The following is a 26,997-nucleotide window of genomic DNA, read 5'->3' as shown; positions in this document are numbered from 1 at the left end:
GGCGGCGCTAGCTCGCCGACCCGATCCGCCGCAACGCCTCGGCCACGTCCTCCGCGCCCACGTCGCGGTGCAGCACGAACCGCACCTTGCCCGCCATCGGCCCGGCGAAGACGCCCAGGTGCCGCAGCCCCGTGAGGGTCACCTCCAGGTCCGGCACGCCGGCCAGCACGATGTTGGTCTCCGGCTCGTCCACCTGCCAGCCCAGCTCGGCCAGGCCGCGCGCCAGCGCGCGGGCGTTCGCGTGGTCGTGCGCCAGGTCGTCGACGCGCCCCAGCGCGACCAGGCCGGCCGCCGCCAGCACGCCGCCCTGCCGCACGCCGCCGCCCAGCATCTTGCGCACCCGGCGCGCCTCGGCCACGAACGACGACGACCCGGCCACCACGGACCCGACCGGCGCGCCGAGGCCCTTGGACAGGCACACCTGCACCGTGTCCACCCCGACCGCCAGCGCGGCCGGCGGCAGGCCCAGCGCCACGGCCGCGTTCCACAGCCGCGCGCCGTCCAGGTGCACCCGCAGCCCGGTCTCCCGCGCCGCGGACACCAGCAGGGCGTGCTCGTCCGGCTGCGTCACCGCGCCGCCGGCGGCGTTGTGCGTGTTCTCCAGGCACAGCAGCGTCGTGCGCAGCGCGTAGTACGGCCCGGCCACGCCCGCGGCCGCGCGCACCGCGTCGGGCGACGCCCGGCCGGGACCCGCGTCGCACTCCAGCGGGTGCGGCATGCCGCCCGCGATCCACGCCGCCGTGCCCAGCTCGTTGTCGAGCACGTGGGCGCCGCGCGGCGCGAGGAACCGGTCGCCCGGGCGCAGGTGCACGGTCAGCGCGATCAGGTTGCCCATGGACCCCGAGGGCACCCACAACGCCGCCTCCACGCCCAGCGCCTCGGCGACGCGCTCCTCGAGCTGCCGCATCGTGGGGTCGTGGTCGAGCACGTCGTCGGCGACCTCGGCGCCGGCCATGGCGAGTCTCATGGCCTCGTCCGGCCGGGTGACGGTGTCGGAACGGAAGTCGAGGGGTGCGAGCTGGGTCACGAATGGATCACATCACACCGCGCAAGCCCTGACCCGATCGCGTGGGCGGTACCACGATGGGGGGTGACGCAAGTCTCGGCGAGCCGGCGTGCAACCGTGGACGCCACCGGTTCCGTCCGGTAAGTGCAAGCACGACGAGCGGAGAGAGTCCGCGTGGATCAGCGCGACGAGCAGGAGTTCGCGGAGTACTTCGCAGCTCGCCGGGAGGCCGTGCGCCGAACGGCGTTCCTGCTCTGTGGTGACTGGCACCGGGCGGACGACTTCGCGCAGACCGCGTTCGTCGCGCTGCACCGCAGGTGGCGCAAGGTCCGGGACAAGCAGGCCCTGGACGCCTACGTCCGCCGCAGCCTGGTGCGCGCGGTGATCGACGAGTCGCGCCGGCCGTGGCGGCGGGAGCGCTTCGTGGACGAGGTCCCGGAGACGCCCTCGGGCGACGGCGAGGTGGCCGACTCGGTGGCGACGCGCCAGGCGCTCGTCGCGGGCTTGCGACGGGTGCCGCCGAGGCAGCGGGCGGTGCTCGTGCTGAGGTTCCTGGAGGGCCTGGACGTGGCGGCCGCGGCCGAGGCGCTCGGGTGCTCCGAGGGCACGGTGAAGAGCCAGACCTCCCGGGGGCTGGAGGCCCTGCGCGAGGCGCTGGGCGACTCGATCGAGGACTTGCGGCCGGCGTCGTGAGCGGGAGGAGGAGGTAGGTGGACGAGCGGAAGCTCACCGAGCTGTTCAACGACGCGGCCCGCGGCGCGCCGCCGCCGACCTTCGACGTGGACGCCGTCCGGTCCGCCTCGGCCCGCGCGACCGCGCGCCGCCGGTCGGCCGTCGCGGTCGGGTCCGCCCTGGCGGTCGCGCTGGTGTTCGGCGGCGTGGTCGTCGGCAGCGGGGTCCTCGGCGGCACGCACGCGGAACGGGCGTCCGTGGCGGGTTCCGCTCAGGACGACTCTTCCCTTAACGTCACCCCTTTCAGCGCGGGCGAGCCGGAGGTGCTGCCGAAGGACGCGTCACCGGACCGCAGCGGTGGAATGCCGCCCAAGAGCCTCCCCGAGGACCCGTCTACGCAGGGGGACGAGCCATCGGGGAGTGCCGGCCGCCCGACGGTCGGCAGCGCCCAACGCGGGTGCGTTGAGGTGGACCGGGAGCTCGCCGTCGCCCTCGCCGACGAGCTCTCGGTCGCCAACGCCGGCGAGGCGTTCCCGGCGGCCGCGGACTGCCCGGCCGGCGGTCGCGGCGCGAGCCTGCCGGTGCGCGACGGCGACACCCGCGGGACGGTCTCGGTCGTGGTGGTGCCGCCCGGCACGGCGCCGGACCCGGCCGCCGCGACCGCGACGACGTCCGGCGGCGACGAGCTGCGCCTGGTCAGCCGCCCGGACCCCGGGTTCGCCGACGCCCCGTTCGGCGCCCGGCTGGCGGTGCTCGCGGAACGGCTCGCGGCCCGCTCCTGACGGCCGCGGAGGTCGGGATCACCCCACTGAGTGGTACTCGTGTACCACTAAACTGGTACGCTCGTGCCAGATTGGGAGGTGGTCGTCATGGCGTGGGCCGTGCTCATCGTGTCCGGGTTCTTCGAGGCCGGGTGGGCGGTCGCGCTGAAGCTGTCCGACGGCTTCAGCAGGGTGTGGTGGACGGTGGCCTTCGCCGTGTTCGCGCTGATCAGCTTCGCGGGCCTGGCGTGGGCGATGAAGCAGCTCCCCGCCGGACCGGCGTACGCGGTGTGGACCGGGATCGGCGCGGCGCTCACCGCCGTGATCGGCATGGTCTGGCTCGGCGACGGCGTCAGCACGCTCAAGCTGGTCTCGCTCGGCCTCATCGTCAGCGGCGTCATCGGCCTCAACCTGGCCGGTGGCGGGCACTAGTACCTTCCCTGCAATGACAGCCGCAACGCCGAAGGGCGAACGCCGGCGCCAGGCGCTGGTCGAAGCCGCCGCCGGTCTCCTGGTCGACGGCGGCTTCGACGCGATCCGGCACCGCGCCGTCGCCGAGCGCGCGGGCCTGCCGCTGGCCTCCACCACGTACTACTTCGACTCGCTGGACGACCTGGTCACGGCGGCGCTGGAGCACCAGGGCAACGCCGAGCTGGCCTACGGCAAGGCCCGGCTGGAGGAGCTGGACCCGCGGGAGTGCGGCGGCGACGCGTTCGTGGAGCTGGTGCTCGACCTGCTGCTCGGCCCGTCCGGCGACCGGGACGCCGAGGCCGTGCTGCTGCGCTACGAGCGCCTGGTCGCCACCGGCCGGCGGCCCTACCTGCGGCCGCTGATGCGCCGGATGTCCGGCGAGCTGCACTCCCTGCTGCTCGACATCTTCGCCCGCGCCGGCCAACCGGTCGGCCGCGAACGCGTGGAGGAGCTGATCGCGCTGGTCGACGGCGCGGTGGTGAACGCGCTCATCGAGATCAGCCCCGACCCCAGGGCGGCCGCCCGGCGCATGCTCCGCAAGGCCATGCAACCCCGCTGACCCCCGACCGCGTGGAAGGGGGTGGGGGCGCGGAAGGGGACCGAACGGATGCGCGAGGCGGAGGAGCGGGGTTTCCGTGAGTTCGCGGCGGGCCACGCGGCCTCGCTGCGCCGCACGGCGTACCTGTTCTGCGGCGACTGGCACATGGCCGAGGACCTGATGCAGGCGAGCCTGCTGAAGCTGTACCAGGCGTGGCACCGGATCGAGTGGCGGGACAACGCGTCCGGGTACGCCCGCAAGGTGCTGCTGCGGACCTGGCTTGACGAGAAGCGCCGCCCGTGGCGGCGGGCCGAGCAGCGCGACGGCGAGGTGCCGGACGTGGCGGACGCGGCCGCCGACCCGGAACGCGCGGGCGAGCAGCTGTGGGCGCGCGACCTGGTGCACGCGGCGCTGCTGCGCGTGCCGCCGCGCCAGCGGGCCGTGCTCGTGCTGCGGTACTTCGAGGACCTGCCGGTGAGCGAGGTGGCGGTGGCGATGGGGTGCACCGAGGGCACGGTCAAGAGCCAGACGGCGCGCGGGCTCGCGGCGTTGCGCGCGGCGGTCGAGGAACTGGAACGGGGGGCGGTGGTGGCGTCGTGAGCGAGGCGGACCTCCGGGAGGGCCTCCGGGCCGCGGTCGGCGACGAGCCGCCGCTGCGCTTCGACCCCGACGAGCTGATCCGCCGCGCGCAGCACCTGCGCCGGCGGCGGCGCGCGCTGGTGGCCGTGGCGGTGGCCACGCTCGCCCTCACCGGCACCGCGCTGGCCCTGCCCGGCGCCTTCGAGCAGCGGCCGGGGGTCGACGCGGCCGGCGGGCAGGTGCTGACCACCACGCCCGCGCCGGCGTCGACGCCGTCCCCCGCGCCCGCGCCGCCGATGGCGACCGTGGAGCCGACCGGGCAGCGGGCCCTCGTCGCGCCGAGCGACCCGGAGGGCGTGCGGACGCACCTCGCGACGTACCTGGGGGCGCGGTTGGCGGAGGTCGTGCCGAACGTCAAGGTGGTGCAGGCCCAGTTCCCCGACCCGACCCGGGACGAGCCGGGCCGGCGCACCGGGTGGGTGCGCTTCGTCGACGAGCGGGGGCCGAGCCAGGTGCTGGTCCGGCTGGTCGCGCCGCCGCTGCGGGTGAGCCGGGAGGAGTTCTGCGCCGAGGCGGGCTGCGCCGGGCCCGTGCGCCGGGAGGACGGCAGCTACCTGGCGTCCGCGCCCGTGCCCGCCGTCGACGGGGAACTGGTCAGCCGGACCGTGGCGCACTTCCGCGCCGACGGGTCGGTGGTCCAGGTCACCGGCTACAACTTCGACCCGGCCACGGGCTCGGCGGTGCGGTCGGAGCCGGCGTTGACGGTGGACCAGCTGGTGGCGCTGGCGACCGACCCGAAGCTCGGCCCGTTCTGACGCTCCCCGCCGTCCGGCGGCCCGCCGGCGCGAAATATGCTGGTCACGTGACGGTCAAGCCCCGCATCGCCAATGTCCTCGCCGGTCGCTACGCCTCCACCGAGCTGGCCACGCTGTGGTCCGCCGAGCACAAGGTGGTGCTGGAGCGGCGGCTGTGGCTCGCCGTCCTCAAGGCGCAGGCGGAGCTGGGCATCGACGTGCCCGCCGAGGCCGTCGCGGATTACGAGCGGGTGGTCGAGCAGGTCGACCTGGCGTCGATCGCCGAGCGCGAGCGGGTCACCCGGCACGACGTGAAGGCGCGCATCGAGGAGTTCAACGCGCTCGCCGGGCACGAGCACGTGCACAAGGGCATGACCTCCCGCGACCTCACCGAGAACGTGGAGCAGCTGCAGGTCCTGCGGTCGCTGGAGCACGTGCGCGGCAAGACGGCCGCGGTCCTGGCCCGCCTCGCCCGCCGGGCCGCCGAGCACACCGACCTGGTGCTCGCCGGCCGGTCGCACAACGTCGCGGCCCAGGCCACCACGCTGGGCAAGCGCTTCGCCACGGCCGCGGACGAGCTGCTGGTCGCGTTCCGGCGGCTGGACGAGCTGATCGCCCGCTACCCGCTGCGCGGCGTCAAGGGCCCGGTCGGCACCGCCCAGGACATGCTCGACCTGCTCGGCGGCGATCGGGACAAGCTGGCCGAGCTGGAGCGGGGCGTCGCGCGCCACCTCGGCTTCACCACCGTGCTGACCAGCGTCGGCCAGGTCTACCCGCGGTCGCTGGACTTCGACGTCGTCTCCACCCTCGTGCAGCTCGCGGCCGGCCCGTCGTCGCTGGCCAAGACGATCCGGCTGATGGCGGGCCACGAGCTGGTCACCGAGGGGTTCAAGGCCGGTCAGGTCGGCTCCAGCGCGATGCCGCACAAGATGAACACCCGGTCCTGCGAGCGGGTCAACGGCTTCGCGGTGATCCTGCGCGGCTACCTGTCCATGGTCGGCGAGCTGGCGGGCGACCAGTGGAACGAGGGCGACGTCTCGTGCTCGGTGGTGCGCCGGGTCGCGCTGCCGGACGCGTTCTTCGCGTTCGACGGGCTGCTGGAGACCTTCATCACGGTGCTGGACGAGTTCGGCGCGTACCCGGCGGTCGTGGCCCGCGAGCTGGACCGCTACCTGCCGTTCCTGGCGACGACGAAGGTGCTGATGGCGGCGGTGCGCGCGGGCGTCGGCCGGGAGACCGCGCACGAGGCCATCAAGGAGCACGCGGTCGCGGTGGCGCTGGCCATGCGCGAGCGCGGGCTGGCCGAGAACGACCTGCTGGACCGGCTGGCGGCCGACGACCGGCTGCCGCTGGACCGGGCCGCGCTGGACGGGCTGCTGGCCGACCGGCTGTCGTTCACCGGCGTGGCCGAGCAGCAGGTCGCGGACGTGGTGCGGCAGGTCGAGGACGTGCTGGCGGCCTACCCGGCCGCAGCCGGGTACGTGCCCGAGCCCATCCTCTAGGCCCGGTTCCAGACCAGGCGGCCCCGGCGGGTCGGCTCGCACCTCAGCTCGCGGCCGGCCGGGTCCACCGCCGTCGCGCCCTCCTCGGCGCACGGGAAGCCCTGCAGGGCCACCTCGTCGTACCGGGGCGGCGTCGTCGTGGTCGGCTCGACCGTCGGCGGCCGCGGCGGCTCGGGCTGCGCCTGCGCCGGCGGCGGTGGCGGCGGTTCGGTCGTCTCGGCGACCGTCGGCGGGGGCGGTGGCGGCGGTGTCGTGGCCGCCGGCCGCACCGAGATGTCGGCGACCGCCGGGATCGAGGTCACCGGCGCCGAGCTGGACGTCGTCGGGAGCAGCACCGGCTCCGGGCTCGCCGACGGCTTCGCGCAGGCGCCCGTGAGCAGCAGCAGGAGCAGCCCGCCGCTCGCCGCGACGGGCGCCGCAAATGCCTTCCGATGGACCACGCCAAGCAGAGTAGGGGCCGCTCCTCCGATACCCCAAGCGGTGTCTGCCGGACGGCCTAGAGGCGGCCCGCGTCGATGATCCGGCGGAGGAACTGCCGGGTGCGGGGGTGCTCGGGCTCGCCGAGCACCTGCTCGGGCGGTCCGGACTCGACCAGCCTGCCGCCGTCGAGGAACACCACCCGGTCGGCGACCTGCCGGGCGAACCCCATCTCGTGCGTCGCCATCAGGATCGTCCGGCCGGCCCCGGCCAGCTCCCGGACCAGCGCCAGCACCTCGCCGACCAGCTCCGGGTCCAGCGCGCTGGTGATCTCGTCCAGCAGCAGCAACCGGGGCGAGTAGGCCAGCGCCCGCGCGATCGCCACCCGCTGCTGCTGGCCGCCGGACAACTGCTCCGGGTAGCCGCGCGCGCGGTCCGCGAGGCCGACCCGGTCGAGCAGGTCGAGGGCGTCGCGCTCGGCCCGCTCGCGCGGCACGCCGTGCACCACGCGCGGCGCGAGCGTGACGTTGTCCAGCACGGTCATGTGCGGGAACAGGTTGAACGCCTGGAACACGATCCCCATGCCGCGCCGCGCCAGGTCGGCGTCCACCCGCGGGTCGGACACGTCCACGCCGTCGAGCAGCACCTGCCCGTCGTCCAGCTCCTCCAGCAGGTTCACGCACCGCAGCAGGGTCGACTTGCCCGACCCCGACGACCCGATCACGGTGACCACCTCGTGCTCGTGCACGTCGAGGCTGATCCCGTCGAGGACCGTGACCCCGCCGTAGCGCTTCACGACCCCGCGCACGCTGAGCACCGGTTCGGTCATCGTCCCCCCTGACGGCGTTCCAGCCGGCGGCCCAGGGCGTCGGCGAACCGGGCCGTGGGCGTCGCGAGCAGCACGAACAGCAGCCCCGCCACCACGTACGGGGTGAAGTTGAACGCCCGCGCCTGCTCGATCTGCGCCGCCCGAACCGCGTCCACCGCGCCGAGCACGGAGATCAACCCGCAGTCCTTCTGCAGCGAGACGAAGTCGTTGAGCAGCGCGGGCATGACCCGCCGCACGGCCTGCGGCAGCACCACCAGCCGCAGGGTCTTGCGCCGGCCGAGGCCCAGCGACCGGGCCGCCGCCACCTGCGACGGGTGCACGGACTCGATCCCGGCGCGGAACACCTCGGCCACGAACGCGGTGTACGCGAGCACGAGCGCCACCCCGCCGAGCACGACGAAGTCGTTCGGCACGCCGGTGAGCCGCAACGCGGGCAGGCCGAACCCCACCAGGTACAGCAGGATGATCAGCGGCACGCCGCGGAACAGGTCCACGTACACCGTGGCCAGCACCCGCAGCGGGAACCACACCGGCCCGCGCAGCGTGCGCAGGGCGGCCACGACCAGCGCCAGCACCAGGATCGCCGCGCCGCACACCACCAGCACGCGGACGTTCAGCCAGAGGCCCTCCAGGATCGCGGGCAGCGACCGCCACGCGATCTCCACGTCGAAGAACGACTGCCGCACCCGGGGCCAGCCCGGCGCGCGGGCCACGGTCACCGCGACCGCGACGGCGAACACGACGGTCGACAGCAGGGCGACCAGGGTGGACCGCCGCGAGCGGGAGCGCTTGTAGGCCAGGCGCTCCCGCTGCAGCTCGCTCGTCACTTCAGCTCGGGTGCGGAGCCCGCGGACGACAGCCACTCCTGCTCGATCTTCGCCAGCGTGCCGTCGGCGCGCAGGTTCTCCACCGCCGTCGAGACGCACGCGGTGAGCGGGCTGCCCTTGTCGAGCACGATGCCGAACTGCTCCGGCTTGCCGTCGCCCGGCGGGATCTGGCCGACGATCAGGCCGTCCTCCAGCTCCGCGGAGGTGATGTAGAACGCGGTCGGCAGGTCCACCACCAGCGCGTCGATCTGCCCGGCCCGCAGCGCGGCCTTGGCGTCGTCGTTGGTGTTGTAGACCGCGACGTCCTGCTCCGGCTGGAGGCGCTGGGCGGCGTCGAAGCTGGTCGTGCCGACCTGCGCGCCGATCTTGACCTGCTTCAGCTCCGCGAGCGTCGTGGCGGAGGCGGCCTTGGACGAGCGGAGCGTGATCACGGCCTGGTCCACGTCGTAGTACGGCGCGGAGAAGTCGACGGCCTGCTTGCGCTCCTCGGTGATGGAGAACTCGTTCAGGTCCATGTCGTAGGTCTTGCGGCCCGGCTGGATGGCCGCGTTGAACGGCACGCGCGTCCACACCACGTCGGTCTTGGCGTAGCCCAGCTCCTCGGCCAGCGCGTAGGCGACCGCGGACTCGAAGCCCTTGCCGTTGGTCGGGTCGTCGTCCACGAACCAGGGTTCGTACGCCGGCTGGTCGGTGCCGAAGGTGATCTTGCCCGGGGTGAGGGTGGGCAGCTTGTCCTTCGTGCACGCCACGCCGTCCACCTGGTTGGTCGGCGGCGCGGTCTCGGCCGCGGGGGCGCAGGCGACCGCGAGGACGGCGGTCACGCTCAGTATCAGTCCGGGTGCACGCATGGGACGAATCTTGCCGCAGGCGGGAAGGGGGGCCCACGAGCTGGGACAAGTAGGCTTCGGCCCGTGCCCAAGCTCGCCGACTACCGGCAGGTCGCCCAAGGCAAGGTCCGCCACGTCCACGAGGTGGACGACGACCTGCTGCTGTTCGTGGCCTCCGACCGGATCTCCGCGTTCGACCACGTGCTGACCACCCCGATCCCCGACAAGGGGCGGGTGCTCACCGCGATGAGCGTGTTCTGGTTCGAGAAGTTCGCCGACCTGGTGCCCAACCACCTGGTGGCCTGGGACGACCCGCGCATCCCCGCCGAGGTGCGCGGCCGGGCGCTGCTGGTGCGGCGGCTGGAGATGGTCCAGGTGGAGTGCGTGGCGCGCGGCTACCTGACCGGGTCCGGCATGGCCGAGTACCGGCGGACCGGCTCGGTGTGCGGCGTGGTGCTGCCGCCCGGCCTGGTGGAGGCCGCGGAGCTGACGCCGCCGATCTTCACCCCGGCGACCAAGGCCGAGCTGGGCGCGCACGACGAGAACGTGTCGTTCGCGCACGTGGAGGCGCAGGTCGGCGCGGCGCTGGCGGCCCGGCTGCGGGACGTCACGCTGGAGGTCTACGGCGCGGCGCGGGAGTTCGCCCGGTCGCGCGGCGTGGTCCTCGCCGACACGAAGTTCGAGTTCGGGCTGGACCGGTCCGGCGCGCTCGTGCTCGGCGACGAGGTGCTGACGCCGGACTCGTCGCGGTACTGGCCGCTGGACTCCTACGAGCCGGGTCGCGTGCAGCCGTCGTTCGACAAGCAGTACGTCCGCGACTGGCTCACCTCGCCCGCCTCCGGCTGGGACCGGGCGTCCGACACCCCGCCGCCACCGCTGCCCGACGACGTCGTGGCCGCCACCCGGTCCCGCTACGTCGAGGCGTACGAGCGGATCACCGGGCGGTCGTTCGCGGACTGGCCCGCCCCGGAATAGTTCGCCGACTCCGCACGTGGCCGTCACCTCGTCGTCGGGCGGCCGACACGCCGGTGGTGCGCACTGGGTGGCGTGGTCGCCGAACTCGTGGTTTCGCTGTCCGGCATCGGGCCGAGCACGCTCGCCCGGTGCGCCGACCTCGCCGCCGAGCTGGACCGGCGACGGGTGCCGCTGTCGCTGCTGCTCGCGCCGCGCAAGGCCGTGCCCGGTGAGGCGCTGGACTGGGTGCGCCACCGGGTGAGAACCGGTGACGCGCTCGTCCTGCACGGCTTCGACCACCAGCCCGACCCGGCGCGCCGGGCGGTGTCGCTGCGCCGGCGCGCCGAGTTCGCCGCGCTGCCCGCGCACGAAGCGGGCCTGCGGCTGGTCGCGGCACGGGCCGCGCTGGAACGGCTGGGCCTCGCCACCGACCTGTTCGCCCCGCCCGGCTGGCTCGCGTCGCCGGGCACCGTGGTGGCCTTGCGGCGGCACCGGTTCGCGGTGTGCGCCGACATGGCGGGCGTGCGCGACCTGCGCACCGGCGACGTGCGGACGGGCCGGGTGCGGGTGGTCGGCGAGCACTGGAGCCACCTGCTCGCCGTCGGCCGGGCCGCCCGGCGCGGCGGGCTCGTGCGGATCGGCGTGGACGCGGCGGAGCTGGACCGGCTGGAGCCGCGCGAGGCGCTGCTGGAGGCCGTCGACCTGGCCCTGCACCACGGCGCGGCGCCCGCCACCTACAGCTCGACCGCCTCGCCGCGGGGCAGCACGACCACCTCCACGCCCTCGGGCGCGGTGCCGACCAGGACGCGGTAGAAGATCTCGGTCTGCGCCAGGATCGCCTCGTGGATCGGCACGGCCTTGCGCGGGCCGACCCGCGCCAGGAAGTCGGCCGCGTCGGACACCTTCATCCACGGTGCGGCCGTCGGCAGGCCGAGCACGTCGACGCGCTGCTCGGGCACGGCCAGCGAGTCGCCGGGGTGGTAGAACGCGCCGTGGTCGACGAGGTAGCCGACGTTCACCGGCAGCTCGATCCGGTCGTGGATGACCTCGTGCGGCGCGTCGAGGACGCTGACGACCGCGCCCCCGACCTCCAGCGCGTCCCCGGGCCGGACGACCTGCGCGCCGTCGAGGTCGAACGGGGCGAACACGCGTGCGCCCGGGTTCGCCGCGCGGACGGCGGCCAGCCCGGCGGGGTCGACGTGGTCGCGGTGCTCGTGCGTGATCAGGACCGCGTCGAGCCCGTCGACCTGCTCGTAGCCGGACGAGTACACGCCGGGGTCGAACAGCAGCCGCGCCGCGCCGGTGTCGACCAGCAGGCAGGAGTGTCCGAAGTGGGCGATCAGCATGGGCGCTCCTCTCTCCGCCGTGAGTTCTACCCCGCCCCGCGCCCGGTCGCTCACCCCACCGCGCGCAGCAGCGCTTCCTCCACGTCCGGCGGCAGGCCCGCGCGGCGGGGGCGGTCCAGGCCCAGGTCGCGTTCGTGCGCCAGCGCGTCCACCGCCGTCTCGGCCGTGGGCCGGACGCGCAGCCCGGCGGCCAGCGCGGGACCGGCGTCGCGGAACATCATCGCCCGGTGGGTCGGCGGCAGCCACAGCGGCAGCGACCGCGGCCCCGTCCACGGCGCGACCTCGTGCCGCTGGAGGACCGCCTCGGGCACCCGGACCAGCACCGTGCCGGGCGGCGCCACCGCGCCCGCGATCTCGCCGAGCACCAGCGACAGCGGGTTGGCGGGGCCGACCGCGTCGTAGGTGCCGGTGGTGCGCCGCTCCGCCGCGTCCACGACCCAGGTGGCCAGGTCGCGCACGTCGACGTGCTGCGCGGGCTGGTCCGGCGTGTCCGGGACGGCGACCCGGCCGCCCCGGGACAGCCGGTTGGGCCAGTAGCCGAACCGGTCGCTCGGGTCGCCCGGGCCGGTGATGAGGCCGGCGCGGACGATGAACGCCCGGTCGCCGACCGCGTCGAGCACGGCGTTCTCGCTCGCCACCTTCACCGAGCCGTAGCGCTCGGGCGTCATCGGCGCGTCGGGGTCGTCCTCGAGCGGGTCGAGCGTGGCCGTCGCGCCGGGGGTGGCGTGGTCGGCGTAGACGGAGCAGCTGGAGATGAACGTCCAGTGGTCGGCGGTGATCGAGGCGAGCGCCCGGCGCACCCAGGTGACCGACATCTTCGCCACGTCCACCACCGCGTCGAAGTGCGCGCCGGCGAGCGGGCCGAGGTCGACGTCGCGGTCGACGGGGACCAGCGAGGCCCCCTCGGGCGCCTGCCCGGACTCCCCGCGCGCCGCGCAGACCACCTCGTGCCCCCGCCGGACCGCTTCGGCGGCCGTCGCCTTGCTGAGGAACACCGTCCCACCGAGCACCAGGATCCGCATGGCCCCACCCTGCGTCCCACCCGCCGATCCCGCCACCACATCCGCCCACAGCGAACGCGCCGACCGGCGCGAGCGGGTTCGGACAACGGCGGGAGAAAAGGCGGGCGGAATGGCGCGACGCCATTCCGCCGGGTGAACCGCTGTCGGGAATGGCCACCGGGGCGATCCGACACATTCGGCGGGAACCATTCCAGTCGCGGCGGGCGGTGACCGATGAAGAACCGTGACCGTGCACGTCTTCGTCGATGAATCCCGCCGCAACGACACGTACCTGTTGGCCGCGGCCACGGTGACGCCGTCGGACCTGCGTCGGCTGCGGACCCTGTTGCGCGGCCTGCTGCTGCCGGGGCAGCGGGAATTGCACTTCAAGAAGGAGACCCCGCAACGGCGCCGGTCGATCCTCGCCCGGCTGACCGAGGCCGGCGCACGGGCGAGCGTCTACCGGCAGCACTGCGCGAACGGAGCCGAGACGGCCCGGCAGGACTGCCTGGCGAGGCTCACCGCCGACTCGGTCGAGGCGACGGCGAGCAGGTTGGTGCTGGACTCGCGGGAAGACCGCGACATCCTCGACCTCCGCACCATCCGCGCGGCGCTGGGGAAGTTCCCGAGGGCGTCCCCGCTGGCCTACGAGCACCTGGACGGCGCCACCGAACCGCTGGTCTGGATCGCGGACGCGGTCGCCTGGTCCTGCGGGGCGGGTGGCGACTGGGCGCGCCGGGCGGACGGGATCGTGGAGCGCGTGGTCGCGCTGGACGAACGGCCCTGAGAAGCGCGAAACCCAGCCGTCGACCGTCCGGACGTTGGCTGGGTCCACTTCCTCGGCCTACGGGGCCTCGGCGGGATCAGGTTAGCAGTGGGCGGCGGTGGAACGGGGCATCACGATCGGGTGATTCGAGGTGAACGTGTGCCGTCCGCCACCGGTGAAGTTGATGAACACCCTGGTCAGGTAGGCTTTGGCAGTACCGCCAGCCCTCCTACCTTGGAGCAGCCTGTCGTGGCCCGAGTCGTCGTCGACGTCATGCCGAAGCCCGAAATCCTCGACCCGCAAGGACAGGCGGTGGCCAACGCGCTGCCCCGTCTCGGGTTCGACGGGATCACCACTGTCCGCCAGGGCAAGCACTTCGAGCTGGAGGTCGCCGACGACGTCGACGACGCCACGCTCGCCAAGATCGCCGAGACGTTCCTCGCCAACCCGGTGATCGAGGACTGGGTCGTGAGGCGGGTCGAGGCATGAGGGTCGGGGTCATCACGTTCCCCGGCACGCTGGACGACGTCGACGCCGAGCGCGCGGTCCGGTACGCGGGCGGGGAAGCGGTCCGGCTCTGGCACGCCGACCACGACCTGAAGGGCGTCGACGCGGTCATCGTGCCCGGCGGGTTCTCCTACGGCGACTACCTGCGCTGCGGCGCGATCGCCCGGTTCGCCCCGGTGATGCAGGAAGTGGTCGACGCGGCCCGGAAGGGCATGCCGGTCCTCGGCATCTGCAACGGCTTCCAGATCCTCTGCGAGGCGCACCTGCTGCCCGGCGCGCTGATCCGCAACCACAAGCTGCACTTCGTGTGCCGCGACCAGTGGCTGAGGGTCGAGAACAACTCCACCGCCTGGACCACCCGGTACGACCGGGGCGCGGAGATCCTCGTGCCGCTGAAGTCCGGCGAGGGCGGCTACCAGGCCGACAAGTCCACTGTGGACGAGCTGGAGGGCGAGGGCCGCGTGGTGTTCCGCTACGTCGGCGAGAACCCGAACGGCTCGCGCAACGACATCGCGGGCATCACCAGCGCCAACGGCCGGGTCGTCGGCCTCATGCCGCACCCCGAGCACGCGATCGACGCGCTCACCGGGCCGACGGACGACGGCCTCGGCATGTTCCTCTCCCTCGTCGACTCGGTGGTGGGCGCGTGATGGCCGTCGACACCGTCGAGAACGCGAAGAACACGCCCGACCAGGAGCAGCCCTACAAGGAGCTGGGCCTGAAGGACGACGAGTACGCCCGCATCAAGGAGATCCTGGGCCGCCGCCCCACGGACGCCGAGCTGGCCATGTACTCGGTGATGTGGAGCGAGCACTGCTCCTACAAGTCGTCCAAGGTGCACCTGAAGTACTTCTCCGAGACCACGACCGACGAGATGCGCGCGAAGATGCTCGCGGGCATCGGCGAGAACGCGGGCGTGGTCGACATCGGCGACGGCTGGGCGATCACGTTCAAGGCCGAGAGCCACAACCACCCGTCCTACGTCGAGCCCTACCAGGGCGCGGCGACGGGCGTCGGCGGCATCGTGCGCGACATCCTGGCGATGGGCGCGCGTCCGCTGGCCGTGATGGACCCGCTGCGGTTCGGCCCGGCCGACGCGCCGGACACCCGCCGGGTGCTGCCCGGCATCGTGGCCGGCGTGGGCGGCTACGGCAACTGCCTCGGCCTGCCCAACATCGGCGGCGAGGTCGTGTTCGACGCGTCCTACGCGGGCAACCCGCTGGTCAACGCGCTGTGCGTGGGCGCGATGCGGGTCGAGGACCTGCACCTCGCGCACGCCTCGGGCACCGGCAACAAGGTCGTCCTGTTCGGCGCGCGGACCGGCCTGGACGGCATCGGCGGCGTGTCCGTGCTGGCCAGCGAGACGTTCGACGACAGCGCCGGGAAGCGGAAGAAGCTGCCCAGCGTGCAGGTGGGCGACCCGTTCACCGAGAAGGTGCTCATCGAGTGCTGCCTGGAGCTGTTCGCGCAGCGGATCGTGGTCGGCATCCAGGACCTGGGCGGCGCGGGGCTGGCGTGCGCGACGTCGGAGCTGGCCAGCGCCGGTGACGGCGGCATGCTCGTGCACCTGGACCGGGTGCCGCTGCGCGCCTCGGGCATGACGCCCGCGGAGATCCTGTCCAGCGAGTCGCAGGAGCGCATGTGCGCGGTCGTGCGGCCGGAGGACCTGGACGCGTTCATGGCGGTCTGCGCGAAGTGGGACGTCATCGCGACCGAGATCGGCGAGGTCACCGAGGGCGACCGGCTCGTCATCACCTGGCACGACGAGGTCGTGCTGGACGTGCCGCCGCGGACCGTGGCGCACGAGGGCCCGGTGTACGACCGGCCGATCGAGCGCCCGGCCGACCAGGACGCGGTGCAGGCCGACACCCCGGACCGGCTGCCCCGGCCCGCGAAGGACGAGCTGCTGGACCTGGTCAAGACGATGGCCGCGTCGCCGAACCTGGCCTCGAAGCGGTGGGTGACCCAGCAGTACGACCGGTACGTGCGCGGCGGCACGGTGCTCGCCCAGCCCGCCGACTCCGGCATGATCCGCATCGACGAGTCGACCCACCGGGGCGTGGCGCTGTCCACGGACTGCAACGGCCGCTACGCCAAGCTCGACCCGTACGCGGGCGCGCAGCTGGCGCTGGCCGAGGCGTACCGCAACGTGGCCACCACGGGCGCGACGCCGGTCGCGGTCACGAACTGCCTGAACTTCGGCTCGCCGGAGGACCCGGCGGTGATGTGGCAGTTCGAGCGGGCCGTGAAGGGCCTCGCGGACGGGTGCGCCGAGCTGGGCATCCCGGTGACCGGCGGCAACGTCAGCTTCTACAACCAGACCGGTTCGACGGCGATCCTGCCGACGCCGGTGGTGGGCGTGCTGGGCGTGATCGACGACGTCCGCCGCCGCATCCCGACCGGGATCGGCGCGGAGGCGGGCGAGACGCTGCTGCTGCTCGGCGAGACGCGCGAGGAGTTCGGCGGCTCGGAGTGGGCGCACGTCGTGCACGGCCACCTGGGCGGTCTGCCGCCGAAGGTGGACCTGGCGCGGGAGAAGCTGCTGGGCGAGGTGCTCGTGGCGGGTTCGCGGGACGGCATGCTGTCGGCCGCGCACGACCTGTCCGACGGCGGCCTGGCGCAGGCGCTGGTGGAGACGTGCCTGATCGGCGAGGTCGGCGCGCGGGTGTTCCTCGAGGGCGACCTGTTCACCGAGCTGTTCAGCGAGTCCGCGGGCCGCGTGCTGGTGGCCGTGCCGCGCACGGAGGAGCTGCGGTTCACCGACATGTGCACCGCGCGCGGCCTGCCGTGGCGCAAGGTCGGCGTGGTGGACCCGGAGTCCGACGCGCTGGAGGTCCAGGACCTGGGCTCGCTGCCGCTCGCCGAGCTGCGCGAGGCGTGGGAGGGCACCCTCCCCGCGCTGTTCGACTGACCGCGCGGGTCGGCCGGTCGGGGCGTGCCCGGCCGGCCGACCCGTCCGCGATCAGCCGGTGGCCAGGACCTGGAGCCGGTCGTAGGCGCCGTTGAACTGGTTCTGGTCGATCGGCGAGGACGAGTACTGCCAGAACGTGTAGAACGGCCACGCGTACGGCAGCGCGCCGACGGTGGACGAGTAGCGGGCGACCCACAGCGGGTTGGTGGAGCTGAAGTCGCCGTTCACGCACTGGCTCCACCAGCTGGTGGACGTGTAGATGACCGGCCAGCGCCCGGTGCGGGCCTGGTAGCGGTCGCTGAACGACTTGATCCAGGCGGTCATGGCCGACGGGGACAGCCCGTAGCAGGTGGAGCCGTACGGGTTGTACTCCATGTCCAGCGCGCCGGGCAGGGTCTTGCCGTCGCGGGACCAGCCGCCGCCGTTGTTGACGAAGTAGTCGGCCTGGGTGGCGCCGGAGGACCGGTCGGGCAGCGCGAAGTGGTACGCGCCGCGGATCATGCCGACGTTGTAGGACCCGTTGTACTGCTGGGCGAAGTACGGGTTGCGGTAGGTGGTGCTCTCGGTGGCCTTGACGTAGGCGAACCGCTTGCCCTGGCCCCACCAGTAGTTCCAGTCGACGTTGCCCTGGTGCCCGCTCACGTCGATGCCGTACACGACGGCCTGGACGCCCGGGTCGGCCGGCGGGGCGCCGCGCTGGTCGCCGCGCCCTTCGTGCTTGGCGATCTGCGAGCCCATGGCGTGGTCTTCGACGACGGGCGCGGCCTGGGCGGCGCCGGCCACCCCGAGCGCGGCCAGCCCGACGGCGGCCAGGAGGGCGGTGGCGGTGCGTGCGAACGTGTTCATCGGGGACTCCTCGAGCCAGTGCAGGGAGTTGACTCGTTGGGCAGTGTGATGCAGCTTTTACCAGCTCGCCAGAGTTCGTGTTAATTAGTCACGAAAACGGAGCAACCGGCTCGCCGCGATCCGTGCCGGACGAGGAGTTCCCGAACCGGGGCCGGGACCGCGCGGTGCGGTCCCGGCCCCGGTGTTCCGCCCTCCGCGGCCGCGCGTCGCGGTGGTCGCGGAGGGCGTCCGATCGTGCGGTGGAGGGTGTGTGACGCCATCGAACGTCCCCCATCCGGTCGGCGGTGCTGGTGCGTCCGCCCCAGATCGTGGGGCCGGACGCGCACCGCCGCATCCGCAGGGTGTCACCCGTCCAGGCGCTTCAGCTCCTCCTCCGTCAGCCGCAGGTGCACCGCGTCGGCGGAGTCGGCGATGCTCGCCGGCCGGGACGCGCCGGGGATCGGCACCACCTGCGGCGCCTTGGCGAGCATCCAGGCCAGGCACACCTGCTGCGGGCTCACCCCGTGCTCGCGGCCGACCTCGGCGAACGCGGTGAACCGGTCGCCCAGCTCGCCCGCCGCGCTGATGCCGCCCAGCGGGCTCCACGGTAGGAAGGCGATGCCCAGCTCCGCGCACAGCTCCAGCTCCGGCTCGCTGGAGCGGAACGCGGGCGAGAACTGGTTCTGCACGCTCGCCAGCCGGCCGCCGAGGATCTCGTTGGCCTCGCGGATCTGCGCGGGGTCGAAGTTGGACACGCCCGCGAGCTTGATCTTGCCCGCGTCGAGCAGCTCGGCGAGCGCGCCGACCGACTCGGCGGTCGGCACCTTCGGGTCGGGCCGGTGGAACTGGTAGAGGTCGATCGCGTCCACGCCGAGCCGGCGCAGCGACGCCTCGCACGCCGACTTCAGGTACTCCGGCCTGCCGTCGACCTCCCAGCCGCCGCCGGGGGTGCGGGTGTGGCCGCCCTTGGTGGCGACCATGACGCCGTCCACGCCCTTGAGCGCCTCGGCGATCAGCTCCTCGTTGTGCCCGAAGTCGCGGTCGTCGGCCGAGTACGCGTCGGCCGTGTCGATCAGCGTCACACCCTTGTCGAGCGCGGTGCGGATGGTCTCGATCGCGCGGGCGCGATCGGGCCGGCCTTCGAGCGACATCGGCATCGCGCCCAGGCCGATGGCGCTGACCTCGACTCCTCCGATACGGCGAGTCAGCATCGTGCTCGTACCTCCGTCTGTCGCGGTTGTGCCCCTCCAGCTTGGGCGGTCCGTATTAAGCTGTCCAACAGAAGAAGCTGATGCCATTCAGCAGTACGGGTGATGAATCGTGGAACTCCGGCAGCTCGAGTACTTCGTGGCCGTGGCCGAGGAGTGCCACTTCACCCGTGCCGCGCGGCGGATGCACGTCGCCCAGTCGGGTCTCTCCGCGTCGATCCGCGCGCTGGAGGTGGAGCTGGGCGCGCCGCTGTTCGTGCGCAGCACCCGCCAGGTCGAGCTGACGCAGGCCGGGCGCGCGTTGCTGGTCGAGGCGCGGCGCGTGCTGGGCACGATCGACGCGGCGCGGGACGCGGTCGCGGCGGTGCAGGGGCTGCTGCGCGGCACGCTGGCCGTCGGCAGCATCCAGTGCCTGCACGCCGTGCACCTGCCCGCCGTGCTGGCCCGGTTCCACGAGCTGCACCCCGGCGTGGAGCTGCGCCTGCGCCAGGCCGGTTCGGGAGAGCTGGTCGACCTGGTCCGGGCCGGCCGGCTGGACCTCGCGTTCGTCACCTCCGGACGGGTCGGCGACGACCTGAAGGTGTCCACCCTGTCGAGTGAACCGCTGGTGTTGGCGTGCGCGCCGGAGCTGCCGTTCGCCGAGCGCGGGTCGGTGCGGCTCGCGGAGCTGTCCGGTCAGGCGTTCGTGGACTTCAACCCGGGCTGGGGCACGCGCGACGACGTGGACCGCGCGCTGGCCACCGCGGGCGTGGACCGCAGGGTCGCGGTCGAGGTCAACGACGTGCACTCGCTGCTCGACTTCGTGGGCTTCGGCCTCGGCGTGGCGCTGGTGCCCCGGTCGTTCGCGGGGAAGCCGACCCGGGCGCGGTTCGTGGAGCTGGTCGACGCGCCGACCGCCGACACCGACGTGGTCACCGCGCCGACGGTGAGCGCGGCCGCGTCAGTCCTGCTGGACATGGTCCTCGAAGCCGGTCGGGGTCTGCCCGTCGCCGGTTAGCCGCCACCCCGCCGGGTCCACCCGGAACGCCGTGCCGGCCAGCACCTCCAGCTCGCCGACCAGCCGGGCCGGCGGTTCCGGCGAGACGTGCAGGAACGTGCCGACCCGTGCGCCGGTGACGTCGAGCCCCGACTCGAAGCGGGCGTCCTGGAACGAGATGCCGCCGTCGAACCGCCCGTCCCGGAAGTCGACCCGGCCGTGGAACTCGGCGCCGGAGAACAGGGCGGGCTTGGTCAGCTGGACCTCCCGGAACGCGGTGATGCCGTAGAACCGGGCGCGGCGGGCGACGAGCCGGCCGAACCGGCGGCCCTCCAGCCGGAAGTGCACGAGCTTCGCCCCGGTCAGGTCGAGCTGGTAGGGCGTCCGGTCCGGGTCCGCGCCCCACGGCAGCAGGTCCGTGACGAGCCGCTGCGCGGTCATCCGGACGGTCATCTCGTGGTCCTGCTCCGGCGGCACGTCGCGCTCCTCGCCGAAGAACGCCTGGTCCGGGTCCTCCGCCTTCGCGGTGAGGGCGACGTGCGCGAACGGCCGCCGCAGGTAGGCGCACAGCACGCTGAGCACGGTCTGCTTGTACCGGGGCGTGCTCCGGGCCAGGTCCGCGAGCACGTGCATCGCGCCGACCCGGACCTGGTCGGCCTCGCTGCCCAGCAGCTCGACGGCCCGCGCGAACCGCTCGTCGGCGACCTTCTCGCCCTCCAGCTCGTGCCGCGCCTCCTCGGTGCGGCGCCGGCGGTCGTTGAGCCACAGCGCGTACAGCGCGACGACCGCGCCGCCGGCCAGCCCGCCGGTCTTGACCGCCTCGGCCTTGGGCTGCTTCGGGTCGACCAGGAGGAGCACGGCGGTCGTCACGACCGTCACCACGACGGCGGCGAGCACGCTCGCCGCCAACAACCAGCGTCCCCGCACGTCGGCTCCCCGTCCGTCCCGGCGGCGCCGCCGCCCCGTCCCACCCGGCGTCGCCACCGGGCATTCGCCCGATCGAGCGAATCGTCCGCCGGCCGCCCGCCACCGAACGTGTTCGACCCTCACGTTCGCCGCCCGCCGCCGGCGACCCCGGCGTTCCGCCGGTCCCCGTCCGCGTGACGCCGCCGGCCGACGCGCCGCGCCGCGTGCCGGACGACCGGGAGGTCGCCCGCGCGGCCGCCCGCCCGGTGCCCGAGCGGACCGCCGCCGACCTCGGACAACGACCCCGCGACCAGCGGGAACGCCCCGGGTGGTCCGGTCGGGCCCCGCTCCGGCACGTCCCGCCGGCCCGGTCCCCGCACGACCCGCGACCCGGTCGCCGCCGTCGCGGCCACCGCGCCCGCGAGCCACCCGGATCCGCCGGAAATTCATTCTTCCCGGTGATCAGCTCGGCGGTGGCGGATTCCGAACCCACAGGGGAGGGGCAGTGGGCCAACTCACCGGATTGGCCCATGATGTGGGTGTCACCGCGACGGTGTGGCACGGGCACGGCGAGGAGAGCAGTCGGGTGGACAGCGTGGATCGGCCGAACTGGGCGCCGGGGGACGTCGACCTCGCGCGCCCGAGCATCGCGCGGGTCTACGACTACTGGCTGGGCGGGGCGCACAACTTCGCCGTCGACCGGGTGGTCGGCGACAAGGTGCTGGCCGACGTGCCGGTGCTGCGCAGCGTCGTGCTCAACCACCGGGCCTTCCTGCGGCGCGCCGTGCGGTTCATGCTGGCGCGGGGCATCCGCCAGTTCCTCGACCTCGGCTCCGGCATCCCCACGGTCGGCAACGTGCACGAGATCGCGCAGGCCACCGACCCGTCGGCGCGCGTGGTGTACGTCGACATGGACCCCGTGGCGGTCGCGCACAGCCGCGCCATCCTCACCGGCAACGAGCTGGTGAACGTGCTGCAGACCGACGTGCGCGACGCCCCGGAGGTGCTGTCCTCGCCCGAGGTCAAGGGGCTGCTCGACTTCGACGAGCCGGTCGGCGTGCTGATGATCGCGCTGCTGCACTTCCTGCCGGACGCCGAGGACCCGGGCGGGGTCGTGGCGGCCTACCGCGACGCCCTCCCCGGCGGCAGCTACCTCGCCGTCTCGCACGCCGGGTTCGAGGAGGGCGACTGGGACCCGGCGTGGGACGAGGCGAAGCGCGTCTACGACCGGGGCGTGAGCGAGATGTGCTTCCGCTCCAAGCACGAGGTGGAGGCCCTGTTCGACGGGTTCGAGCTGGTCGAGCCGGGGGTGGCGCGGCTGCCGCTGTGGCGGCCGGAGTCGCCGGACGACGTGGACGAGAACGCCGCGCACTTCGTCAGCTTCGGCGGCGTCGGGCGGAAGCCCTGATGGACGCCCGGGAGGTCGGACGCCGGGTCGGCCGGGTTGTCGACCGCGCGGCGCGACCGGCCGTATCCTCTCGGTTGTGGCGGTAGGCCGACGGACATGACGGAACAGGTTGACCATCTGGTGGCAGCACCGGGCCGATCGAACCTCGACCCCGCCGTACTGGCCGGGGCGGAGTCCTTCGCCCGCACCTGGGCGACCGCCGTCATCGGGAGCAGCTACGTCCCCATGACGCGGGCCGAGGTCGCCGAGCACCTCCAGGCGTTGACCGAGGTCCTGGTGCAGGCGCTGCACGCCAGCCCGTTCCGCACCGCGCCGGGCTACGAGATCGGCGCGCGGCTGGTCGAGGCCCACTTCACCGGCACCGACACGCTGGGCCGCACCGTCCAGCTCCTCGGCGACGACCTGCTCGCCGAGCTGGGCATCCAGCCGGACGAGCTGATGCGCTCCCGGCTGGCGGCGTTGCAGGGCGCGCTGGCCGCCGGGTACGCCCGCGCGCTGCGCGAGCGCACGCTGGCCGAGCAGGAGGCGATCCGCGCGGCCGTGCTCGACGCCCGCGACCAGGCCGAGGCGGCGTTGCGCGCGTCCGAGGCGCGGTTCCGGGCGATGTTCACCGAGGCGGCCATCGGCATCGGCATCGCCGACATCGAGGGCCGGATCCTCGACGTGAACCAGGCGTTGCAGGACATGCTGGGGTTCAGCGTCGAGGAGATGCGGCAGTACAACATCCGCGACCTCATGCACCCCGAGGACGGCAGCAGCGTCTGGCGGCTGTACGACCAGCTCACCGCGGGCGAGTGCGACCACTACCGGGCGGAGAAGCGGTTCCGCCGCGCCGACGGCGAGCAGGTGTGGACGCACCTGACCCTGTCGCTGGTGCGCGACGACCACGGCGAGCCGCAGTACCAGGTGGCGATGATCGAGGACGTCACCGACCGCCACCTGCTGCAGAACCGGCTGCGCTACCAGGCGTTGCACGACCCGCTGACCGGCCTGCCGAACCGCGCGCTGTTCCTGGAGCGCCTCAACCGCGTGTTCGCCAACCGGGCCCGCCGCCGCGCCGGCCTGTGCTACCTGGACCTGGACGGGTTCAAGGTGATCAACGACAGCCTCGGCCACGACATCGGCGACCAGCTGCTGGTCGAGGTGGGCAGGCGGCTGGACCTCTCGGTGTCCGGCGAGGGCAAGCTGGTCGCCCGGATGGGTGGCGACGAGTTCGTCATCCTGGTGGAGGGCTCGCAGGACACGCAGGACATCGTCGACGTGGCCGACCGGGTGCTGCGCGAGCTGGAGTCGCCGATCCGCATCGGCGGGCACGAGCTGACCGTGTCGGCGTCGATCGGCATCGTGGAGCGCGGGTTGTCCGGCACCACGGCCGCGGACCTGATGCGCGACGCGGACATCACCCTGTACTGGGCGAAGGCGGACGGCAAGTCGCGGTGGGCGCTGTACGACCCGGAGCGCAACGCCAAGGAGGTCGCCCGGTTCACCCTGTCGGCGACCATGCCGGCGGCGTTGGAGCGCGACGAGTTCTACGTGGACTACCAGCCGCTGGTGCGGCTGGAGGACAGCACCGTGGTGGGCGTGGAGGCCCTGGTGCGCTGGCAGCACCCGGAGTTCGGGCGGCTCGCGCCGGACCGGTTCATCGAGCTGGCCGAGGAGACCGGGCTGATCGTCCCGCTGGGCCGGTGGGTGCTGCGGCGGGCGTGCGAGCAGGCCCGGCGGTGGCTGGAGGAGTTCGGCGAGTCCGCGCCGTTCGTGAGCGTCAACCTGGCCGTGCGCCAGTCCCGCGACCCGGAGCTGGTGCGGGACGTGAAGCGGATCCTGGACGAGTGCGCGCTGCCGCCGAACCACCTGCAGCTCGAACTGACCGAGAGCGCGATCATGGGCACCGCCGACGAGCCGCTGGAGGCGTTGCGGGCGCTGTCGGACATGGGCGTGCGGATCGCCATCGACGACTTCGGCACCGGCTACTCGAACCTCGCCTACCTCAAGCACCTGCCGGTGCACGAGCTGAAGATCGCCGGCTCGTTCATGGAGGGCCTGCGGGCGGCGGACGAGGAGGACGCGGTCGACGTCCAGATCGTGTCCACGCTCGTGCAGCTCGCGCACGCGCTGGAGCTGGGCGTGACCGCCGAGGGCGTGGAGACCCCGGCGCAGGCCAAGCGCCTGCACCGGATCGGCTGCGACACCGGCCAGGGCTGGTTTTTCGCCAAGCCGATGAAGCCCGCCGAGATCGACGAACTCCTCCGCCGCTAGGCGGGGTCCACGACCACCCGCGCGTCCACCGGGCGCGACGCCGGCGGCGCGCCCGGGACGACCTCCGCGGCCCTCACGGCGCGTCCCCCCGGTGGCGCTCCTCGCGGGTGTGGCCGCCGAACAGCACCGCCGCGCTGTTGACCAGCGCCAGGTGGCTGAACGCCTGGGGGAAGTTGCCGCACATCCGCCCGGTGCCGGGGTCGTACTCCTCGGCCAGCAGCCCCACGTCGTTGCACAGGTCCACGAGCCGGTCGTACATCGCCAGCGCCTCGTCCCGCCGCCCGGCCAGCGCCAGCGCGTCGACGTACCAGAACGAGCACGCCAGGAAGCTGCCCTCCACCCCGGCCAGGCCGTCCACTTCGGACTGCCCGTGGGACGTCTCGTACCGGTCGACGAGGTCGCCGTGCCGGAGCACCCGCGAGATCGCGTCGAGGGTGCCGAGCACCCGCGGGTCGTCGCCGGGCAGGAAACCGACGGCCGGGATCAGCAACGTGGCCGCGTCCAGCTCGGTGCCGCCGTAGTACTGGGTGAACGCGTTCAGGTCGGCGTTCCAGCCCTTCGCCTGCACCTCGGCGTGCACCGCGTCGCGCAGCTCGCGCCACCGGTCCACCGGGCCGGGCAGGTCGAACTCCTCCACCGCCCGCACCGCCCGGTCGAACGCCACCCACAGCATCACCCGCGAGTGGGTGAAGTGCCGGTCCGGCCCGCGCACCTCCCACAGGCCCTTGTCCGGCCGCTCCCACACCTTCTCCAGGTGCCGGATCATCCCGCGCTGCATGGCCCACGAGTCGGGCGTCTCGCCGAGACCGCGCTCGCGGGCCAGGTGCAGGGCGTCCATCACCTCGCCGTACACGTCGAGCTGGAGCTGCCGGTAGGCGGCGTTCCCGACCCGCACCGGCCGCGCGCCCCGGTACCCGGGCAGCCAGTCGACCTCCCACTCCACCAGGTGCCGCTCGCCGCCGAGGCCGTACATGATCTGCAGGTCGGCCGGGTCGCCCGCGACGGCGCGCAGCAGCCACTCGCGCCACGCCACCGCCTCGTCGGTGCAGCCGAAGTTGTCCAGCGCCAGCAACGTGAACGTGGCGTCGCGCAGCCAGCAGTACCGGTAGTCCCAGTTGCGCTCGCCGCCGAACGTCTCGGGCAGCGACGTGGTCGGCGCGGCCACGATCCCGCCGGTCGGCGCGTACGACAGGCCCTTCAGCGTGATCAGCGACCGCCGCACGACGTCCGCGTGCGGCCCGTCGTAGGCGATGCGGGAGGACCAGGCGAGCCAGAACGCCTCGGACCGGGCCACCTCGGCCACCGCGTCCACCGGCGCGGGCGGCCGGTCGGGCGAGAACGCGAACTCCATCACCCACGACAGCCGCTCGCCCGCCGAGACGGTGAACTCGGCCTCGTGCGCCCGCTTGCCGTGCACCCGGTACGGGAGCCGGTCGCCGTACAGCGCGACCGCGGACGGCCCGGCGAGCGCGACGATGCACTCCCGCCCGTCCCGCTCGCCGCGGCGCACCCACGGCACCGAGTCGGCGTAGGCGAACCGCAGCACCCACCGCAACGACATCTCGACCTGCCCGGACACACCCTCCAGGACCCGCACCACGCGCGTGTCGGCGTCCCAGTCGTCCTGCTCGGGCGGCATGGTGTCGATCAGCCGCACGACGCCGTCGACGGTCTCGAACTCGGTCTCCAGCACCAGGCTGCCGTCCCGGTAGGACCGCCGCACCGCCACGACCTCGCCGGTGGGCGCGATCCGCCAGTGCCCGTCGTCCTCGGTGCCCAGCAGCCGGGAGAAGCAGGACGGCGAGTCGAACCGCGGCATGCACAGCCAGTCGATCGACCCGTCGCGCCCCACCAGCGCCGCCGTCCTGAGGTCCGACAGCAGCGCGTAGTCCTCGATCCGCCCCGGTCCCGTGTCTCCCACGGGACCGACCCTACGTACCGGCGTCCGGCCACGCGCGTTGTCGCCGGCCGCGTCGCGTTGCCCGCAACGCGCCGTGCGGGCGACGGCGATCCGATACGTTGGTGCGCATGCGCCGTGTCGTGCCGCTCCTCGCCGCTCTGGCCCTGCTCGGGGGCTGTTCACAGTCGACGGACGGGTCCGCGAACCCCGGTGGCGCGACCTCCGCGACCACCACCGCGGCGGACGGCGCCACCTCCCGGCCGACGTCCGCGTCCGAGGAGCCGGCCCGGCGCCCGAAGACCGTCAACGTGGACGACGTGGACCCGTGCGCGCTGCTGACCGAGGCCCAGCGCGCGGAGTTCGGGCTGGACCAGCCGCCGCAGCCCGGCGGCCAGGCCGGCAAGAAGAGCTGCACGATCAGCCGCGGGGACCGCCGGTACTTCGTCAGCGTCACCGCCGACACCACCGCCGGCCTCGACGACTACGCGACCTCGGTCGGCAAGGTGACGGAACTGCAGGTCGGCGGCTTCCCGTCGCTGCTGATCGAGTCGACCACCCAGCTCGGCGTCTCCTGCTCCGTCGCGGTGGACGTCTCCGACGGCCAGGTCGCCGAGGTGCAGGCCAACAGCGTGGGCGAGACCGACGTCCCCACCCTGTGCCAGGTCGTCCAGCCGGTCGCCGCGGCCGTCGTGGCGAAGTTGGCCGAGTAGAACTACTCCCTTTGCCACGGGAACCGGTCACCCGCGTCATGCATCAGAGCTAAAGTCGTCCCAGATGCACACGCTGGGGTATGTGCAGCACTGAGGAGGG

General features: G+C 73.6%; 28 protein-coding genes. 17 read left to right on the top strand and 11 right to left on the bottom strand.

Annotated elements, in window-relative coordinates; translation table 11 throughout:
• Window positions 1-7: 7 nt before the first annotated feature.
• Window positions 8-1,027, bottom strand: a complete 1,020-nt coding sequence (locus ACWEFJ_RS01850) for a threonine aldolase family protein (protein ID WP_378089868.1) — start codon at window positions 1,025-1,027, stop codon at window positions 8-10.
• 153 nt (window positions 1,028-1,180) lie between these two features.
• Between ACWEFJ_RS01850 and ACWEFJ_RS01845 the strand changes: the two genes are divergently transcribed.
• The 7 genes from ACWEFJ_RS01845 (at window position 1,181) to purB (ending at window position 6,323) form a co-directional block, all read left to right on the top strand.
• Window positions 1,181-1,699, top strand: coding sequence for a SigE family RNA polymerase sigma factor (locus ACWEFJ_RS01845; protein ID WP_378089866.1), 519 nt, complete (start codon window positions 1,181-1,183; stop codon window positions 1,697-1,699).
• 17 nt (window positions 1,700-1,716) lie between these two features.
• On the top strand, window positions 1,717-2,460 hold the full coding sequence (locus ACWEFJ_RS01840; protein ID WP_378089864.1) for a hypothetical protein: 744 nt from the start codon (window positions 1,717-1,719) through the stop codon (window positions 2,458-2,460).
• A 63-nt stretch (window positions 2,461-2,523) separates the two neighbouring features.
• Window positions 2,524-2,871 (top strand): DMT family transporter, encoded by a 348-nt coding sequence (locus tag ACWEFJ_RS01835; RefSeq protein ID WP_378089862.1) that lies wholly within the window; start codon window positions 2,524-2,526, stop codon window positions 2,869-2,871.
• Window positions 2,872-2,884: 13 nt separating this feature from the next.
• Entirely contained in the window at window positions 2,885-3,469 is a 585-nt protein-coding gene (locus tag ACWEFJ_RS01830) for a TetR/AcrR family transcriptional regulator (protein WP_378089860.1), read from the top strand.
• Between the two features lie 48 nt (window positions 3,470-3,517).
• Window positions 3,518-4,048, top strand: a complete 531-nt coding sequence (locus tag ACWEFJ_RS01825; protein WP_449712601.1) for an RNA polymerase sigma factor — start codon at window positions 3,518-3,520, stop codon at window positions 4,046-4,048.
• Window positions 4,045-4,842, top strand: a complete 798-nt coding sequence (locus tag ACWEFJ_RS01820) for a hypothetical protein (protein ID WP_378089856.1) — start codon at window positions 4,045-4,047, stop codon at window positions 4,840-4,842. The genes ACWEFJ_RS01825 and ACWEFJ_RS01820 overlap by 4 nt, the downstream gene beginning before the upstream one ends.
• A 47-nt stretch (window positions 4,843-4,889) precedes the next feature.
• Window positions 4,890-6,323, top strand: a complete 1,434-nt coding sequence (gene purB, locus ACWEFJ_RS01815) for an adenylosuccinate lyase (protein WP_378089854.1) — start codon at window positions 4,890-4,892, stop codon at window positions 6,321-6,323.
• Here the strand turns inward: purB and ACWEFJ_RS01810 are convergent.
• From ACWEFJ_RS01810 to ACWEFJ_RS01795, 4 genes are read right to left on the bottom strand one after another with little or no spacing between them, the layout of a single operon-like run.
• Window positions 6,320-6,763 (bottom strand): hypothetical protein, encoded by a 444-nt coding sequence (locus ACWEFJ_RS01810; RefSeq protein ID WP_378089852.1) that lies wholly within the window; start codon window positions 6,761-6,763, stop codon window positions 6,320-6,322. The two genes, purB and ACWEFJ_RS01810, sit on opposite strands and share 4 nt — an antisense overlap.
• Before the next feature lie 56 nt (window positions 6,764-6,819).
• Entirely contained in the window at window positions 6,820-7,569 is a 750-nt protein-coding gene (locus ACWEFJ_RS01805; protein WP_449712600.1) for an amino acid ABC transporter ATP-binding protein, read from the bottom strand.
• A complete protein-coding gene (locus tag ACWEFJ_RS01800; RefSeq protein ID WP_378089848.1) occupies window positions 7,566-8,396 on the bottom strand; it encodes an amino acid ABC transporter permease in 831 nt (276 codons plus the stop codon). The genes ACWEFJ_RS01805 and ACWEFJ_RS01800 overlap by 4 nt, the downstream gene beginning before the upstream one ends.
• Window positions 8,393-9,244, bottom strand: coding sequence for an ABC transporter substrate-binding protein (locus ACWEFJ_RS01795; protein ID WP_378089846.1), 852 nt, complete (start codon window positions 9,242-9,244; stop codon window positions 8,393-8,395). Before ACWEFJ_RS01795 ends, ACWEFJ_RS01800 begins: the two co-directional genes overlap by 4 nt.
• 63 nt (window positions 9,245-9,307) lie before the next feature.
• Between ACWEFJ_RS01795 and ACWEFJ_RS01790 the strand changes: the two genes are divergently transcribed.
• Window positions 9,308-10,198: a phosphoribosylaminoimidazolesuccinocarboxamide synthase gene (locus tag ACWEFJ_RS01790; protein WP_449712599.1), complete on the top strand. Its 891-nt coding sequence runs from the start codon at window positions 9,308-9,310 to the stop codon at window positions 10,196-10,198.
• 72 nt (window positions 10,199-10,270) lie between these two features.
• The gene (locus ACWEFJ_RS01785) at window positions 10,271-10,990 is read left to right on the top strand and encodes a DUF2334 domain-containing protein (protein WP_449712598.1); all 720 of its coding nucleotides are present in this window, start codon (window positions 10,271-10,273) and stop codon (window positions 10,988-10,990) included.
• Here ACWEFJ_RS01785 and ACWEFJ_RS01780 read toward each other — a convergent pair.
• Together ACWEFJ_RS01780 and ACWEFJ_RS01775 are read right to left on the bottom strand one after the other, a co-directional pair.
• Window positions 10,912-11,523, bottom strand: a complete 612-nt coding sequence (locus tag ACWEFJ_RS01780; RefSeq protein WP_449712597.1) for an MBL fold metallo-hydrolase — start codon at window positions 11,521-11,523, stop codon at window positions 10,912-10,914. The two genes, ACWEFJ_RS01785 and ACWEFJ_RS01780, sit on opposite strands and share 79 nt — an antisense overlap.
• Before the next feature lie 50 nt (window positions 11,524-11,573).
• Window positions 11,574-12,545 (bottom strand): NAD-dependent epimerase/dehydratase family protein, encoded by a 972-nt coding sequence (locus tag ACWEFJ_RS01775; RefSeq protein ID WP_378089837.1) that lies wholly within the window; start codon window positions 12,543-12,545, stop codon window positions 11,574-11,576.
• 223 nt (window positions 12,546-12,768) lie between these two features.
• Here ACWEFJ_RS01775 and ACWEFJ_RS01770 point away from each other — a divergent pair, with 223 nt between their 5' ends.
• The 4 genes from ACWEFJ_RS01770 (at window position 12,769) to purL (ending at window position 16,708) form a co-directional block, all read left to right on the top strand.
• Entirely contained in the window at window positions 12,769-13,311 is a 543-nt protein-coding gene (locus ACWEFJ_RS01770; protein WP_449712596.1) for a hypothetical protein, read from the top strand.
• A gap of 228 nt (window positions 13,312-13,539) precedes the next feature.
• Window positions 13,540-13,779, top strand: coding sequence for a phosphoribosylformylglycinamidine synthase subunit PurS (gene purS, locus ACWEFJ_RS01765; RefSeq protein ID WP_306743917.1), 240 nt, complete (start codon window positions 13,540-13,542; stop codon window positions 13,777-13,779).
• Window positions 13,776-14,447 (top strand): phosphoribosylformylglycinamidine synthase subunit PurQ, encoded by a 672-nt coding sequence (purQ, locus tag ACWEFJ_RS01760; RefSeq protein ID WP_378089832.1) that lies wholly within the window; start codon window positions 13,776-13,778, stop codon window positions 14,445-14,447. Before purS ends, purQ begins: the two co-directional genes overlap by 4 nt.
• On the top strand, window positions 14,447-16,708 hold the full coding sequence (gene purL / locus ACWEFJ_RS01755; RefSeq protein ID WP_449712595.1) for a phosphoribosylformylglycinamidine synthase subunit PurL: 2,262 nt from the start codon (window positions 14,447-14,449) through the stop codon (window positions 16,706-16,708). The genes purQ and purL overlap by 1 nt, the downstream gene beginning before the upstream one ends.
• Window positions 16,709-16,759: 51 nt before the next feature.
• On the opposite strand, the gene ACWEFJ_RS01750 is transcribed toward purL, so the two are convergent.
• Window positions 16,760-17,554, bottom strand: a complete 795-nt coding sequence (locus ACWEFJ_RS01750) for a lysozyme (RefSeq protein WP_378089828.1) — start codon at window positions 17,552-17,554, stop codon at window positions 16,760-16,762.
• A 344-nt stretch (window positions 17,555-17,898) separates the two neighbouring features.
• Entirely contained in the window at window positions 17,899-18,744 is an 846-nt protein-coding gene (locus tag ACWEFJ_RS01745) for an aldo/keto reductase (protein WP_449712594.1), read from the bottom strand.
• 109 nt (window positions 18,745-18,853) lie between these two features.
• On the opposite strand from ACWEFJ_RS01745, the gene ACWEFJ_RS01740 reads away from it, so the two are divergent.
• Window positions 18,854-19,738 carry a LysR family transcriptional regulator gene (locus ACWEFJ_RS01740; RefSeq protein WP_378097083.1) on the top strand — a complete coding sequence of 295 codons (885 nt, stop codon included), beginning with the start codon at window positions 18,854-18,856 and terminating at the stop codon, window positions 19,736-19,738.
• Here the strand turns inward: ACWEFJ_RS01740 and ACWEFJ_RS01735 are convergent.
• Window positions 19,682-20,644 (bottom strand): pentapeptide repeat-containing protein, encoded by a 963-nt coding sequence (locus ACWEFJ_RS01735; protein WP_378097080.1) that lies wholly within the window; start codon window positions 20,642-20,644, stop codon window positions 19,682-19,684. The genes ACWEFJ_RS01740 and ACWEFJ_RS01735 overlap by 57 nt on opposite strands.
• Before the next feature lie 565 nt (window positions 20,645-21,209).
• Between ACWEFJ_RS01735 and ACWEFJ_RS01730 the strand changes: the two genes are divergently transcribed.
• Entirely contained in the window at window positions 21,210-22,031 is an 822-nt protein-coding gene (locus ACWEFJ_RS01730) for an SAM-dependent methyltransferase (RefSeq protein ID WP_378097077.1), read from the top strand.
• Window positions 22,032-22,127: 96 nt separating this feature from the next.
• Complete coding sequence (locus tag ACWEFJ_RS01725; RefSeq protein ID WP_378097074.1) at window positions 22,128-24,287, top strand: putative bifunctional diguanylate cyclase/phosphodiesterase; 2,160 nt, start codon at window positions 22,128-22,130, stop codon at window positions 24,285-24,287.
• Window positions 24,288-24,360: 73 nt separating this feature from the next.
• Here the strand turns inward: ACWEFJ_RS01725 and ACWEFJ_RS01720 are convergent, their stop codons facing one another.
• Window positions 24,361-26,208 (bottom strand): glycoside hydrolase family 15 protein, encoded by a 1,848-nt coding sequence (locus tag ACWEFJ_RS01720; protein WP_449712593.1) that lies wholly within the window; start codon window positions 26,206-26,208, stop codon window positions 24,361-24,363.
• Between the two features lie 107 nt (window positions 26,209-26,315).
• On the opposite strand from ACWEFJ_RS01720, the gene ACWEFJ_RS01715 reads away from it, so the two are divergent.
• Entirely contained in the window at window positions 26,316-26,897 is a 582-nt protein-coding gene (locus ACWEFJ_RS01715; RefSeq protein WP_378097069.1) for a DUF3558 domain-containing protein, read from the top strand.
• The last annotated feature ends 100 nt before the right edge of the window (window positions 26,898-26,997 follow it).

It is taken from the genome of Actinosynnema sp. NPDC004786 (assembly GCF_053601135.1).
Note: the sequence above shows the minus strand (reverse complement) of the source record. Positions and strands in the feature narration are given on the sequence as shown.